The 12,753-nt window shown below is 76.0% G+C and carries 11 protein-coding genes; 3 read left to right on the top strand and 8 right to left on the bottom strand.

Translation table 11 applies throughout. The features are described 5' to 3' along the window. Positions 1-35 precede the first annotated feature (35 nt). Both ACIRBX_RS20190 and ACIRBX_RS20185 read right to left on the bottom strand, forming a co-directional pair. Positions 36-737 (bottom strand): response regulator, encoded by a 702-nt coding sequence (locus ACIRBX_RS20190; RefSeq protein WP_402298394.1) that lies wholly within the window; start codon positions 735-737, stop codon positions 36-38. 178 nt (positions 738-915) lie between these two features. Continuing rightward, positions 916-1,851 (bottom strand): universal stress protein, encoded by a 936-nt coding sequence (locus ACIRBX_RS20185; RefSeq protein WP_402298393.1) that lies wholly within the window; start codon positions 1,849-1,851, stop codon positions 916-918. 443 nt (positions 1,852-2,294) lie between these two features. On the opposite strand from ACIRBX_RS20185, the gene ACIRBX_RS20180 reads away from it, so the two are divergent. Further along, positions 2,295-3,353 carry an Acg family FMN-binding oxidoreductase gene (locus ACIRBX_RS20180; RefSeq protein ID WP_402298392.1) on the top strand — a complete coding sequence of 353 codons (1,059 nt, stop codon included), beginning with the start codon at positions 2,295-2,297 and terminating at the stop codon, positions 3,351-3,353. A gap of 89 nt (positions 3,354-3,442) precedes the next feature. Here the strand turns inward: ACIRBX_RS20180 and trxA are convergent, their stop codons facing one another. Then, the gene (trxA, locus tag ACIRBX_RS20175; RefSeq protein WP_402298391.1) at positions 3,443-3,760 is read right to left on the bottom strand and encodes a thioredoxin; all 318 of its coding nucleotides are present in this window, start codon (positions 3,758-3,760) and stop codon (positions 3,443-3,445) included. A gap of 148 nt (positions 3,761-3,908) precedes the next feature. Here trxA and ACIRBX_RS20170 point away from each other — a divergent pair, with 148 nt between their 5' ends. Together ACIRBX_RS20170 and ACIRBX_RS20165 are read left to right on the top strand one after the other, a co-directional pair. After that, positions 3,909-6,731 (top strand): alpha/beta fold hydrolase, encoded by a 2,823-nt coding sequence (locus ACIRBX_RS20170; RefSeq protein ID WP_402298390.1) that lies wholly within the window; start codon positions 3,909-3,911, stop codon positions 6,729-6,731. After that, entirely contained in the window at positions 6,728-7,621 is an 894-nt protein-coding gene (locus ACIRBX_RS20165; RefSeq protein ID WP_402298389.1) for an ABC transporter permease, read from the top strand. The genes ACIRBX_RS20170 and ACIRBX_RS20165 overlap by 4 nt, the downstream gene beginning before the upstream one ends. 127 nt (positions 7,622-7,748) lie before the next feature. On the opposite strand, the gene ACIRBX_RS20160 is transcribed toward ACIRBX_RS20165, so the two are convergent. Genes ACIRBX_RS20160 through ACIRBX_RS20140 form a run of 5 tightly spaced genes read right to left on the bottom strand, consistent with a single transcriptional unit; the run spans position 7,749 to position 12,724 of the window. Next, on the bottom strand, positions 7,749-8,849 hold the full coding sequence (locus tag ACIRBX_RS20160; RefSeq protein ID WP_402298388.1) for an LLM class flavin-dependent oxidoreductase: 1,101 nt from the start codon (positions 8,847-8,849) through the stop codon (positions 7,749-7,751). Between the two features lie 5 nt (positions 8,850-8,854). Then, entirely contained in the window at positions 8,855-9,373 is a 519-nt protein-coding gene (locus ACIRBX_RS20155) for a flavin reductase family protein (RefSeq protein ID WP_402298387.1), read from the bottom strand. Next, a complete protein-coding gene (locus ACIRBX_RS20150; protein WP_402298386.1) occupies positions 9,370-10,338 on the bottom strand; it encodes an alpha/beta hydrolase in 969 nt (322 codons plus the stop codon). Before ACIRBX_RS20150 ends, ACIRBX_RS20155 begins: the two co-directional genes overlap by 4 nt. After that, positions 10,335-11,501 carry an LLM class flavin-dependent oxidoreductase gene (locus ACIRBX_RS20145; RefSeq protein ID WP_402298385.1) on the bottom strand — a complete coding sequence of 389 codons (1,167 nt, stop codon included), beginning with the start codon at positions 11,499-11,501 and terminating at the stop codon, positions 10,335-10,337. The genes ACIRBX_RS20150 and ACIRBX_RS20145 overlap by 4 nt, the downstream gene beginning before the upstream one ends. 59 nt (positions 11,502-11,560) lie before the next feature. After that, the gene (locus ACIRBX_RS20140; protein ID WP_402298384.1) at positions 11,561-12,724 is read right to left on the bottom strand and encodes an acyl-CoA dehydrogenase family protein; all 1,164 of its coding nucleotides are present in this window, start codon (positions 12,722-12,724) and stop codon (positions 11,561-11,563) included. Between the last annotated feature and the right edge of the window lie 29 nt (positions 12,725-12,753).

Below are 12,753 nucleotides of genomic sequence, written 5' to 3'. Positions count from 1 at the left end.
CCCGGTGTCACGGCCGATCCCACGGTGGCGACCCCTCAGCGGAGCAGTTCGCCGTGGGTGGGGCGGGGCAGTTGGTCGTCCAGTACCTCGGTGGCGATCAGCGCGGCCTGGACCCGGCGCTGCACGCCGAGCTTGGTGAGCAGCCGGGAGATGTGGTTCTTCACCGTCTTCTCGGTGATGTAGAGCCGGTGGCCGATCTGGCGGTTGGTCAGCCCCTCGCCGACCAGGGCCAGCACCTCCCGCTCACGGCTGGTCAGCGGCGGGTACGAGGGCGACCTGGGGGCGGCGTCGCTGCGCAGCCGGCCGAGCAGCCGGGTGGTCGCCCCCGGGTCGAGCAGGGACTGACCGCCCGCCACGGTGCGGACGGCCGAGACCAGGTCGGTGCCGGAGATCTGCTTCAGCACGTAACCGGCCGCGCCCGCCATGATCGAGTCGAGCAGTGCCTCCTCGTCGTCGAAGGAGGTGAGCATCAGACAGGCCAGCTCCGGCAGCCGTGAGCGCAGCTCGCGGCAGACCGTCACCCCGTCGCCGTCCGGCAGCCGCATGTCCAGCACCGCGACGTCCGGGGTCAGGGCCGGCACCCGGGCGAGGGCCTGGGCGGCGGTGGCCGCCTCGCCGACCACGGTGAGGTCGGGCTCGCACTCCAGCAGATCGCGGACGCCCCGGCGGACCACCTCGTGGTCGTCGAGCAGGAACACCCGGATCCCGGGCCGTTCCTGGGAAGAGGGATCCGTCATGCTGCGTCTCCTGAGGCGGCCGGGGTGCCCGGCCGGGTCGGCCGGCGGGGAGTGGTCGGCACGAGTATCCGGCCGGCCGGGCCCGCCGGGACAGGGACTTCCGACCCTGTCCCGGCGGACGGACGCGCGGGGGTGACGAGCCGTCAGCCGGCCGGCCGGCGGTCAGTCGGTGGGCCGGTCAGTCGTGCGGGACGACGGCGACCGGGGCGTGGGCGTGGTGCAGCACGGCGTGCGCGGTCGGGCCCAGGTGCATCCCGAACGGGTGCGGCCGGTGGCGGCGGCCGACCACCACCAGGGCGGCCCCGGCGGAGGCGGCGACCAGGGCGCCGGCCGGGGTGTCGATCCGGCAGTCCAGCACCGAACTCAGCCGGGGGTACCGGGCCCGGAGCGGGGCGGCTGCCGCGCGGAGCAGCTCGCCCTCGACCTCCTCCAGTTCGGTCCACTGCTGCTGCGGGACCACCCAGCCCGCGTAGCCCCAGGCGGCGGGCGGCATCCAGCCGTGCACCGCGCGGACCGGGACGCCCAGCAACTCGGCCTGACGGAAGGCGAATTCGAGGGTTTCGGTGGAGCGGGAGCGGACGTCGACACCCACCACCACCTCGCCCGCGCCGTCACCGGCCGCGCCGTCACCGGCCGAGCCGTCACCGCTCGCGTCGTGACCGGCCGCCGCGTTCGCCCGCTCCGCCGGATCGACCGCGGCGGCCCGGACCAGCACGGTCGGCCGCTCGCAGTGCGCCGCCACACCGAGGCCGACCGAGCCGACCACCAGCCCGGCGAAGCCGCCCAGTCCGCGCGAGCCGAGCACCACCAGTTCGGCCCCGGCCGCCGCCTTCAGCAGCAGCTCGGCCGGTGCGCCGCCGGCCGCCGACTCGGTCTCCACGGTCAGCTTCGGGTGGTCCCGGCGGGCCTCCCGCTCGGCGTCGGCCAGCATCCGGGCGGTCGCGCTCCGGAGCTCCTCGGGCCGGTCGGGACCGGTGTGCAGCTCGTCCAGCCAGGTCCGGGCGTGCAGGATGCGCAGGACCAGACCGCGCCGGACGGCCTCCTCGGCCGCCCACCGGGTGGCACTGATGCTCTCCGGCGATCCGTCCACACCGACCAGCAGGGTTCCGTCCACGGGGCTTCCCCTCTCAGAAGCGGCCGGTGCCGCGTGCGCCGGTCCGGCAACGAGCCTGCGCCGGGCGGGGGCCGGCCCCAAGGTGCCTCGGACCGTTCCGGGGCGGGACCTTGGTCCCGGGCCGGAGCCGTGCGGACCGGGCCCTGCGGCCCTTGGGGGCCGGGGCGGCGGGGCGGAAGGATGGAGCCCTGACCGGGCGTCGGCCCGGTCGCCCGGTGGCGTGCGGTGTCGGTCGGGGCCGGGGGTCGTGGGGGTCCGCGGCGCCCGTCCGGCCGTACGTTCCCGGCACACCGGCGCACTCCGCGACGTACGCGCAGGCCCCGCTGACGCCTCCGGAACTCCGGTGCCGAGTCGGGTCCTTGGACCCTGTCGGCCGCCCTCCGGGGTGCCTACCGTCGGGAGTGCGGGGGCCGGTCGGACGACGAACCCGGAGGTGGGTGGCGATGACCACGTGGACGACGGACCTGTCGGGCGCCGGGACGCCCCTGACGGAGGAGCAGGTGCGGCTCCTCGTGACGGCTGCCGGGGCCGCGCCCTCGGTGCACAACAGCCAGCCCTGGGCCTTCGCACCGACGGCGGACCGCACCGGCCTGCTGGTCCGGATCGACCGCAGCCGGGCGGTACCGGTGACCGATCCGGACGGCCGGGCGCTGCACGTGTCGGTGGGTGCGGCGCTGTTCGATCTCCGGGTGGCCGCCGAACGGCTGCTCGGGAAACCGGAGTCGATCCTGCTGCCGGACCCGGCGGACCCGGACCTGGCCGCCCTGCTCCGGATGCCGACGGCCGGGACGGCCGGGAAGGGCGAGCAGGGCGGGGTGGCGGGGGAGTGCGGCGGACTGGGAGGGCTCTACGGCGCCATCGGGCGGCGTCACTCCAGCCGCGAGCCGTTCGCCGACCGGGACGTCCCGGAGGCCGTCCTGGGCGAGCTGATCGAGGCCGCCGGACGGGAGGGCGTACGGCTGACCGTGCCGGAGGAGGACGGCGTGCGGCGGGTGCTGCGGCTCACCGCCGAGGCCGAGTCGCGCACCGCCGCCGACCTCTCCCGGCAGGCGGAGACCAGGAGTTGGCTGCGGGCCGAGCGCTCCGCCGTGGACGGCATCCCGGCCGAGGCGCTGGGCCCGCTGGACCACGAGGCCCGGGTGCCGGTGCGCAACTTCGCGGGCAGCCCGCCGCGTTCGGTGCCGACCCGCCGCTTCGAGGCGCTGCCGCAGCTGCTGCTGTTCGGCACCGGTACGGACGGACCGGCCGACTGGCTGCGCACCGGCCAGGCCCTCCAGCGGGTCTGGCTGCTGCTCACCACCCACGGCCTCCGGGCCTCCGTGCTGCACCAGGCCGTCGAGTGGCCGGACACCAGGCGGCAGCTGCGCGACCCGGCGGAGGGGCCGGGCCACGTCCAGCTGGTGCTCCGGATCGGCTACGGCCCGCCCGGCCGCCCCTCGCCCCGCCGCCCGGTGGCCGAGGTGACGGCCCCGCCGTGCCGAGCCGGAGCAGGGGCCGCCTGACGGCCCCGGTGGGGGACGTGCCGTCGCGGCACGGCCGGGCCACCCCGCCCGGGCGGGGCCCGAGCAGGGTGGCCCGGGGTGCCCTGGGCTCAGAGACGCGGTTCGAGGTCGGCCAGGATGACGGAGCCGGGCATCGCGCCGAGCAGCTCGTGCACCACCTCGCCGCCCTTGAACAACTTCATCGCGGGGATCGCCCGGATGTCGAACTCCTCGGCCAGGTCCGGGTTCCGGTCCACGTTCACCTTCACCACGGTCAGCCGGTCGCCGTGCCCGGCGGCGATCCGGTCCAGCACCGGCCCGACCTGGCGGCAGGGGCCGCACCACTCGGCCCAGAAGTCGACCAGTACCGGCTTGTCGCTGTCGATCACCTGTGCGGCGAAGGTCTCGCTGCTCACCTCGGTGGCCATCGGCACACTCCCGTCCGTCCGGGCTGACTGCTGACGTCGGGATCGACAGTTAGGCGGTGCGGTCCATTCGCGCTCCGACCCAACGGAGTCCGGTGGCTGACGGGCGCTTACAAGCTTCCTACCTGCCGGGCGGCTAGGGTCGGTGACCATGGGACTCGGTGGGGCGTGGCGTCGCCTCGGGCAGCGGAAGTGGTGGGCGGCCGGCGCGGCCCTCGTGGTGCTCGCGGGCGGCGGCGCGGCGGTGGCCGTCGGCGGCGGTGACGAGGTGGCGGTGCGTCAGGAGGCGCAGCGGCTGGAGATGCCGGAGTCGCCCGGCAGCGCGGAGCGGGTCACCATCGACACCTCCTTCTTCACCGCCGGCGGCTCCGGGCCGCGCCCGGCGGTCCTGCTGGCGCACGGCTTCGGCGGTTCCAAGGACGGCCTCCGGGAGCAGGCCGAGCGGCTGGCCCGGCAGGGCTACGCGGTGCTCACCTGGTCGGCCCGGGGCTTCGGCGAGTCCACCGGCCGGATCGGCCTGGACGCCCCGGACCGGGAGATCGCCGACATCGGGCGGCTGGTGGACTGGCTGGGGCAGCGTCCCGAGGTGCAGCAGGACGGGCCAGGTGATCCCCGGGTGGGCATCAGCGGTGCCTCCTACGGCGGCGGCGCCGCGCTGCTCGGCGCCGCGTACGACCGGCGGATCGACGCGGTGGCCAGTCAGGTGACCTGGTGGAACCTGAATGAGGCCCTCTTCCCGCAGGGGACCAAGGGAAGCGGTGATGGGGGTCCGCAGGGGACCAAGGGAAGCGGCGAGGGGGGTCCGCAGTCGGCGGACGGTGCCGCAGGCGGCGAGGACGGGGTCTTCAAGAAGCTCTGGGCCGGCATCTTCTTCACCACCGGCTCGGCCGGCGGGCTGACGGCCGCTCAGGGACAGGGCAGCAGCACGCCCCAGGACGGCCCGGTCGGGTGCGGGAAGTTCTCCGACGAGCTGTGCGCGATGTACGACCGGGTGGCCACCAGCGGGCGCGGGGACGCCGAGTCGGTGAAGCTGCTCGACCGCTCCAGCCCGTCCAGCGTGGCCGACCGGCTCAGGGTGCCCACCCTGGTGGTGCAGGGTCAGCAGGACTCGCTGTTCCCGCTCGACCAGGGTGACAAGATCGCCAAGGCGGTGGCCGCCAACGGCGCGCCGGTCGCGGTGGACTGGTTCGCCGGCGGGCACGACGGCGGCACCGAGGGCAGCGAGCGGGTCGAGCAGCGGATCACCGACTGGTTCGACCGCTACCTGAAGCAGGATCAGGGCGTCGACACCGGCCCGGCCTTCCGGGTCACCCGGACCGGCGGGCTGGACTCCACCGGCTTCCAGGCCGTGCTGCGCGGGGCGGAAGCCGACGCCTACCCCGGCCTCGGCGGCACCGCGAGCCGCAGCATCGAGCTGACCGGCCGTGAGCAGGCGGTGGCCAACCCGCCGGGCGGCGCCCCGCCGAACATCTCCGCACTGCCCGGCATCGGCGGCGCCCTCGGCAGCCTCTCCTCGGCGGCCGGCGGGACCGGCGGGCTCAGCCTGGCGATCGACTTCCCCGGCCAGTACGCCGCCTTCGACTCCGCGCCGCTGGACTCCACGCTCCGGGTCACCGGGGCGCCCACCGTCCAGGTCCGGGTGCAGGCCGACCGGCCGGACGCGGTGCTGTTCGCCAAGCTCTACGACGTCGGCCCGGACGGAGGCCAACTGCTGCCGCAGCAGCTGGCCGCCCCGCTCCGGGTCACCGGCGCCGAGCAGGGACGCACCGTCACGGTGCAACTCCCCGCGGTGGAACACGAGTTCGCCGCCGGGCACCGTCTGCGGCTGGTGCTCGCCAGCAGCGACCTGGGCTACGCCACGCCGAACGAGCCCGCCACCTACCGGATCTCGGTGGCCGGCCCGCTCACCGCGCCGACCGTCGAGGGGCTGCGCACCGAGGCGGCCCCGCTGCCGTCCCGGGTCTGGGTGCTGCCGCTGATCGCGGTGCTGGCCGCCGTGCTGCTGCTGGTGCCCTACCGGCGGCTGCGCCGCTCCGGGGCGCCCGCCTTCGATCCGGCGCTGGCCGGAGTGCCGCTGGTGATCGAGGGGTTGAGCAAGCGCTACCACGGCGCGGCCGACCGGTACGCGGTGCGCGAGCTGGGCTTCCGGGTGGAGCGCGGCCAGGTGCTCGGCCTGCTCGGGCCGAACGGCGCGGGCAAGACCACCACGCTGCGGATGCTGATGGGGCTGATCCGCCCGGACGAGGGCGGGATCCGGCTGTTCGGCCACGCCGTCCGGCCCGGTGCTCCGGTGCTGAGCCGGGTCGGCGCCTTCGTCGAGGGTTCTGGCTTCCTGCCGCACCTCACCGGACGGGCCAACCTGAAGCTCTACTGGCAGGCCACCGGCCGCCCCGAGCAGGACGCCCACCTGGAGGAGGCCCTGGCCATCGCCGACCTGGGCGAGGCACTGGACCGCGCGGTGCGCACCTACTCGCAGGGCATGCGGCAGCGCCTCGCCATCGCGCAGGCCATGCTCGGCCTGCCGGAGCTGCTGATCCTGGACGAGCCGACCAACGGGCTGGACCCGCCGCAGATCCGCGAGATGCGCGAGGTGATGATCCGGTACGCCGCCGCCGGGCGGACCGTGATCGTCTCCAGCCACCTGCTCTCCGAGGTGGAGCAGAGCTGCACCCACCTGGTGGTGATGGACCGGGGCCGGCTGGTCACGGCCGGGCCGGTCGCGGAGATCGTCGGCGCGGGCGAGGTGCTGCTGGTGGCCACTCCGATGGTCTCGGCCGCCGCCAAGGTGGCCGAACTGCCCGGCGTGGCCTCGGCGGAGGAGACCGAGCAGGGCCTGCTGGTCCGCCTCGACGGGCTGACGGTGGGTGAACTGGTGGTGGAGCTGGTGCGCTTGGGCATCCCGGTGGAGGGCGTGGGGCCGTACCGCCGGCTGGAGGACGCCTTCCTGGCGCTGATCGGAGGTGGGGCGGCATGACGGCCGTGCTGGACCAGGAGCGCCCGGGCGGCGGCAGCGGCCCGGGGCAGGAGCAGGCGGCGGGCTACCGGCCCGGCCGGACCCTGCCGCTGCGGGTGGAGGCGGTACGCCAACTCCGGCGCCGCCGCACCCTGGTGATCGGCGGGGTGCTGGCCGCGCTGCCGTTCATCGTGCTGGCCGCCATCCGGATCGGCGGCAGCGAGCCCGGCCGGGAGGGGCGGACCAGCTTCATCGAGCTGGCCACCTCCTCCGGCGTCAACTTCTCGGTGACCCTGCTCTTCATGGGCACCGGCTTCCTGCTGGTGATCCCGGTCGCGGTCTTCTGCGGCGACACGGTGGCCTCCGAGGCCGGCTGGTCCTCGCTCCGCTACCTGCTGGCCGCGCCGGTGCCCCGGATGCGGCTGCTGGCCCGGAAGTTGACCGTCGCCCTGGCCTTCTCGGCCGGCGCGGTGCTGCTGCTCCCCCTGGTCGCGCTGGCGGTCGGCACCGCCGCCTACGGCTGGGGCGACCTCCGGCTGCCGACCGGCGCGGTGATCCCGGCCGCTGAGGCACTGCCCCGGCTGGGCATCGCCATCGCCTACGTCTTCCTGGCCGAACTGGTGGTCGCGGCGCTGGCGTTCTGGCTCTCCACGGTCACCGACGCGCCGCTCGGGGCGGTCGGCGGGGCGGTCTTCCTCTCCATCATCACCGGGGTGCTGGACGCCGTCACCGCGCTGGGCGACCTGCGCACCTGGCTGCCCGCGCACTGGCAGTACTCCTGGGCCGACGCGCTCCAGCCGAAGCTGGAGTGGGGCGGCATGGTGCAGGGCGTGACGCTCTCGGTCTCCTACGCGGTGGTGCTGATCGCCCTCGCCTTCCGGGGCTTCGCCCGCAAGGACGTGGTGTCCTGACGGAGCTGCCGTCCTGACGGCCCCGTCCTTCCGGGCGGCTCCGCCCCGTCGACCGCTCCGCCCCGACGGCTCGGCCCCGACCGCTCCGCCCCGACCGCGTCCGCACGGGCCGGGGCGGAGCGGGGTCTCAGGGGGCGGGCTTCCACAGGCCCCGGGCGGCCAGCAGCGGCAGCACGTTCTCACCGACCCAGTACGCCTCCTCCAGGTGCGGGGCGCCGGAGAGCACGAACTCGTCGATGCCGAGCCGGTGGTACTCCTCGATCAGATCGGCCACCTCGGTGTGGCTGCCCACCAGGGCGGTGCCCGCCCCGCCGCGCACCAGGCCGATCCCGGCCCACAGGCCGGGGTGCACCTCCAGCCGCTCGGTCGAGCCGCCGTGCAGCAGCCGCATCCGGCGCTGGCCCTCCGACTCGCTGCGGGCCAGCGCCTGCTGGGTGGCGGCGATCCGGGCCGGGTCCATCCCGGCCAGCAGCCGCCGGGTCTCTGCCCAGGCCGCCGCCGAGTCGTCCCGGGTGATCACGTGCAGCCGGATGCCGAAGCGCGGGCTGCGCCCGTACCGGGCCGCCGCCTCCCGGACCCGGCGGATCTTCCCGGCCACCATCTCGGGTGGCTCGCCCCAGGTGAGGTAGACGTCCGCGTGCCGGGCGGCCACCTCGACCGCCTCGGGGGAGGAGCCGCCGAAGTAGACCTCCGGGACCGGCTCCGGCAGCCGGGTCAACTCGGCTCCCTCCACCCGGAGATGGGCGCCCTCATGGTCCACCCGCTCGCCGCGCCAGAGCCGGCCGGTGATCTCCAGGAACTCCCCGGTGCGGGCGTAGCGGCCCGCCTTGTCGAGGAAGTCGCCGTAGGCGCGCTGCTCGGCGGACTCGCCGCCGGTCACCACGTTGAGCAGCAGCCGGCCGCCGGACTGGTTCTGGTAGCTGGTGGCCATCTGGGCGGCCAGGGTCGGGCTGAGCTGACCGGGGCGGAAGGCGACCAGGTACTTCAGCCGCTCGGTCACCTGGGTCAGCATCGCGGTGGTCAGCCAGGCGTCCTCGCACCACGCACCGGTCGGGGTGAGCGCCCCGGTGAAGCCCAACTGCTCGGCAGTGCGGGCGATCTGGCCCAGGTAGGCGATGCTCGGCGGCCGGTCGGTGCCGGCCGTGCCGGGGGTCGAGCCGTGGCCGCCGCCGACCACCTGCCGGCTGTCCCCGGTGGTCGGCAGGAACCAGTGCGCGGTCAGCGCCATCGTGCTCAGCTCCTCGGATCGGCGGTGAACCCGCCCCAGCCGCCGTCGTGGTGCACCAGCGGCGCGCCGCCGTCGGTGTCCGCCGTCAACACCTCGCCGACCACCAGCAGATGGTCGCCGACCGGGGTGATCTGCACCGTCCGGGCGGTCAGCCGGGCAGCGGCGCCGGGCAGCAGCGGGGTGCCGTGCGGCCCGGTGTGCCAGCCCGTCCCGGCGAACCGGTCGATCCCGCTGCGGGCGAAGCGGAGTGCCAAGTCCCGCTGCTCGTGCCGCAGGACGTGCACGGTGAAGGCCTCGGCGGCCCGGACGGCGGGCGCGGAGGAGGCGGTGGCGGACAGGTAGAAGGAGACCAGCGCCGGGTCCAGGCTGACCGAGGTGAAGGAGGTCGCGGTGAAACCGGCCGGGCCGGCCGGCCCGGTGGCGGTGATCACGGTGACCCCGGAGGCGTACTGGCGGAGGGTGGAGCGCAGGTGCTGGGCGGGGGTGGCGCTGGTGGTGGCCGGGCGTTCGTCGATGGTGGTCATGCCGGGGTCCCTTCGGCCGGAGCGGGTGTCACGGTGGTCAGTTGGGCGGGCAGGTGGGGGCCGCCGCGCAGCCGCTCCAGCCACTGCACCACGGCGGCGGCCACGCTGCGGTGCGGGGCGTCGTTCAGCGCGTCGTGGCGGCCGTCGGTGACCAGCACCAACTCGGCTCCGAGACGGGCCGCGTGGCGGTGGGCGGTGGCGGGCGGTGAGACCGGGTCGGCCGCGCCGTGCAGCACCAAGACGGGGCGGGCGGGGGCGGCCGACTCGGCGGCCTCGGCCAGCCTGGCCGGTACGGGCTCGGTGAGCGCGCCGGGGCGATAGTCGGGGTCGGCGGCGAGCAGGCCCCGGTGCACCGGGCAGGCCGAGCGGTCGGTCAACTCGGCGTCCGGGTCGGCAGGTTCGACGGCCGGAGGGGTGGAGGTGGCGGAGGGGACGGCGATGTCGGAGGGGCCGGTGGGCAGGCCGGCCAGCAGCAGCGCGTCGGGGCCGGCCGCCTCGGCAGCGGCCAGGGCGTGCAGGGCGCCGGTGTCGGAGCCGGCCAGCACGACCGGGGCGCCGTCGGGCAGGGCGGCGCGGGCCTCGGCGATCCGGTCGGCCAGGGCCGCCGGGGGCTCCGGGAGGGTGGCGACGACGCGGTAGCCGTCGAAGGCCAGCCGGCGGCCGAACCGGCCGTACACCCGCGGGTGTTCGCCCCGGCCGGGGAGCAGCAGCACGGTCCCCCGGACCACCGTTCCGGCGGCCGGTTCCCAGACCGAGGACGCTCCCTCGGTGGCCTCGGTGGCCTCGGTGGCCTCGGTGGCCTCGGTGGCGTCGGTGGCGTCGGGTCCGCCGGTGGGTTCTTCCGTGCCGGGCCCGTGACCGGGCCGTCCGGCAGCGGGCTGTTCGGCGGTGTGCCCGGCCGTCGGCACCGCCGGAGGCGCGGCCCCCTGCGCGGTGCCGGCGGTGGTACGGGTGGCGGCGCTCATCGGGCGGCCACCGCGTGCGCGGCGCGGGCCTCGGCCTCGGCCTGCCCGGCCGCCTCACGGGCCGTCAGCGCCTCGCGCCGGGCGACCTCCTGGCGGACCAGCGGCAGCAGCTCGCGGCCGTAGTCGATCGCGTCGTCCAACGGGTCGTAGCCCCGGATCAGCAGGGTGGTGGCGCCGATGTCCACGTAGTCCAGCAGCGCCTGTGCGACGGTCTCCGGGGTCCCGACCAGGGCGGTGGAGTTGCCGGCCGCGCCGGTCGCTGCGGCGGGGGCGGTCCAGAGCGCCCGGTCGTGCCGGTCACCCTTCGCGGCGGCGGCCAGCAGGCGCTGCGAGCCGACGTTCTGCGGGCTGGCGGCCGGGCCGACGGGGAGGATCTGACGGAGGCCGCCGAAGGGGGTGCCGCGCTCCTTGATGGTGGCCAGGATGCCGTGCGCCCGCTCCCACGCCTCCGCCTCGGTGCGGCCCAGGATCGGGCGGAACGAGACGCTGATGCCGGGCACGTCGGTGCGCCCGGCCGCCACGGCGGCGGCCCGGACCGAGGCGATCTGCTGCGCGGTCTCGGCCAGCGGCTCGCCCCAGAGCGCGAAGGTGTCGGCGTGCTTGCCGCCGACCCGGTAGGCGGCCTCGGAGGAGCCGCCGAAGAACAGCGGGATGCGTGGCTGCCGGGCGGGCCGCACCTCGGACTTGAAGTCGGCGAAGCGGTAGTGGCTGCCCTCGTGGTCGAAGGGCTCCTCCTCGGTCCAGGCCCGGGTGAGCACGGTGAGGTAGTCGTCGGTGCGGGCGTAGCGCTCGTCCTTGGAGAGGTAGTCGCCGTCCCGGCGCTGCTCGGCGTCGTGGCCGCCGGTGATGATGTGCACGGCGACCCGGCCGCCGGAGAACTGGTCCAGGGTGGCGAAGGTGCGGGCGGCCACCGTCGGGGCGATGAAGCCGGGGCGGTGGGCGATCAGCAGGCCGAGCCGCTCGGTGTGCGCGGCGGCGTAGGCGGCCACCTGGTTGGGGTCGGGGCTGGCGGAGGAGTGGGCGACCAGGATGCGGTCGAAGCCGGCCTCCTCGTGGGCCCGGGCGAACCGGCGGGTGTAGTCCGGGTCCACCACCGGGCCGTGGGCCGGGCGGGTCTCCGAGACGTCGTGGGTGGAGATCATGCCGATGAACTCGACGGACATGGCGAACTGCCTTTCTGGGCGGACGGGTTGCGGGACGTGGGGGAGTGGGGGAGCGGGTGTCAGAGCGGTTGCGGGAGCTCGTGCAGCAGGGCGGCCCGGCCCCGGGCCAGCAGCACGGTGTCGTCCTGCGGGGTGTGCACCCGGCTGCATAGCACGTCCCGCAGGTGGCGCTGGAGCGGGTGGCGGCGGGTCAGGCCGGGGTTGCCGGTGAGGGCGACGGCGCGTTGGACGGAGTCGACGGCGGCCCGGGTGGCGAGCAGCTTGGCGCCCGGGCTCTGCTCGGCGGCCCGCTCCTCGCCCGCGTCCACGGCGGTGGCCAGGGAGCTCACCAGCCGTTCGGCGCCGTCGAGTTCGACCTCGATCGCGCCCAGCTCGGTCTGGAAGCGCGGCAGGCTGGCGAGCGGGGCGCCGAGGGAGGTGGGGGTGCGTTCGTGCAGGAAGCCGGTGAGCCAGTGCTGCGCGGCCCGGGCCACGCCCAGGTAGAGGGCGGCCAGGCCGAGCGAGTTCCAGGCGCCGCCGAGGGCGTCCCGGCCGCCGTCCGGGTCGGGGGCGGTCAGCCGGGCGGTGTGGTCCAGCGGGATGCGCACCGCGTCCAGCAGCAGGTCGTCGCTGCGGCTGGCCCGCAGGCCCAGGTGGTCCCAGGTCGGCTCGACGGTGATCCCGGGCCGGTCGCCCCGGACCAGGAAGGAGCCGACCCGGGGCTCGGCCTCCTCGGTGCGGGCCCAGACCAGCAGCCAGCGCAGGGCCGGGGCACCGGTCGAGTAGATCTTGCGGCCGGTCAACTCCCAGGCGTCACCGTCGCGTCGGGCCACCGTGGCGGGCAGGCCGCCACGGACCGGGGTGCCCAGCTCGGGCTCCACCCGGACGTGGTTGACCAGGGTCGGCCGGACGGCGGACTCGGCCAGCAGCTCGGTCAGCGGCCCGGCGGGCCAGTGCGGTTCGCGCGCCTCGGCGGCGTGCACGAACAGGGTCATCGCGGTGACCAGGGCGACGGCCGGATCGCCGGCCCCGAGGGCGTGCAGGATGCGGGTGGTGTCGGCCAGGCCGCCGCCGGGGCCGCCGTGCCGCCGGGCCACGGTGGCGGTCAGCAGCCCTGCCCGGTGGACGAGTTCGACGCCGTCGTACGGGAAGCTGGCGTCCTGGTCGTGCTCGGCGGCCCGGGCCGCCAGGGCGGTGGTCAGCTCGGGCAGTCGGTCGAGTTCGGGAGGGCGGAGAGTGGGCATGGGGGAGCTCCGGGAGGACGGGCGGGCGG

Source organism: Kitasatospora sp. NPDC096147, from assembly GCF_044763225.1.
In the GTDB taxonomy this organism is placed as follows: domain Bacteria; phylum Actinomycetota; class Actinomycetes; order Streptomycetales; family Streptomycetaceae; genus Kitasatospora.
Note: the sequence above shows the minus strand (reverse complement) of the source record. Positions and strands in the feature narration are given on the sequence as shown.

What these genes read in the sequence shown, in the direction of transcription:
- ACIRBX_RS20165 (WP_402298389.1), top strand. Translation starts at nt 6,728, where the DNA reads ATGACGGCCGTGCTGGACCAGGAGCGCCCGGGCGGCGGCAGCGGCCCG.
- ACIRBX_RS20150 (WP_402298386.1), bottom strand. Translation starts at nt 10,338, where the DNA reads ATGAGCGCCGCCACCCGTACCACCGCCGGCACCGCGCAGGGGGCCGCG.
- ACIRBX_RS20140 (WP_402298384.1), bottom strand. Translation starts at nt 12,724, where the DNA reads ATGCCCACTCTCCGCCCTCCCGAACTCGACCGACTGCCCGAGCTGACC.
- ACIRBX_RS20155 (WP_402298387.1), bottom strand. Translation starts at nt 9,373, where the DNA reads ATGACCACCATCGACGAACGCCCGGCCACCACCAGCGCCACCCCCGCC.
- ACIRBX_RS20145 (WP_402298385.1), bottom strand. Translation starts at nt 11,501, where the DNA reads ATGTCCGTCGAGTTCATCGGCATGATCTCCACCCACGACGTCTCGGAG.
- ACIRBX_RS20170 (WP_402298390.1), top strand. Translation starts at nt 3,909, where the DNA reads ATGGGACTCGGTGGGGCGTGGCGTCGCCTCGGGCAGCGGAAGTGGTGG.
- trxA (WP_402298391.1), bottom strand. Translation starts at nt 3,760, where the DNA reads ATGGCCACCGAGGTGAGCAGCGAGACCTTCGCCGCACAGGTGATCGAC.
- ACIRBX_RS20190 (WP_402298394.1), bottom strand. Translation starts at nt 737, where the DNA reads ATGACGGATCCCTCTTCCCAGGAACGGCCCGGGATCCGGGTGTTCCTG.
- ACIRBX_RS20180 (WP_402298392.1), top strand. Translation starts at nt 2,295, where the DNA reads ATGACCACGTGGACGACGGACCTGTCGGGCGCCGGGACGCCCCTGACG.
- ACIRBX_RS20160 (WP_402298388.1), bottom strand. Translation starts at nt 8,849, where the DNA reads ATGGCGCTGACCGCGCACTGGTTCCTGCCGACCACCGGGGACAGCCGG.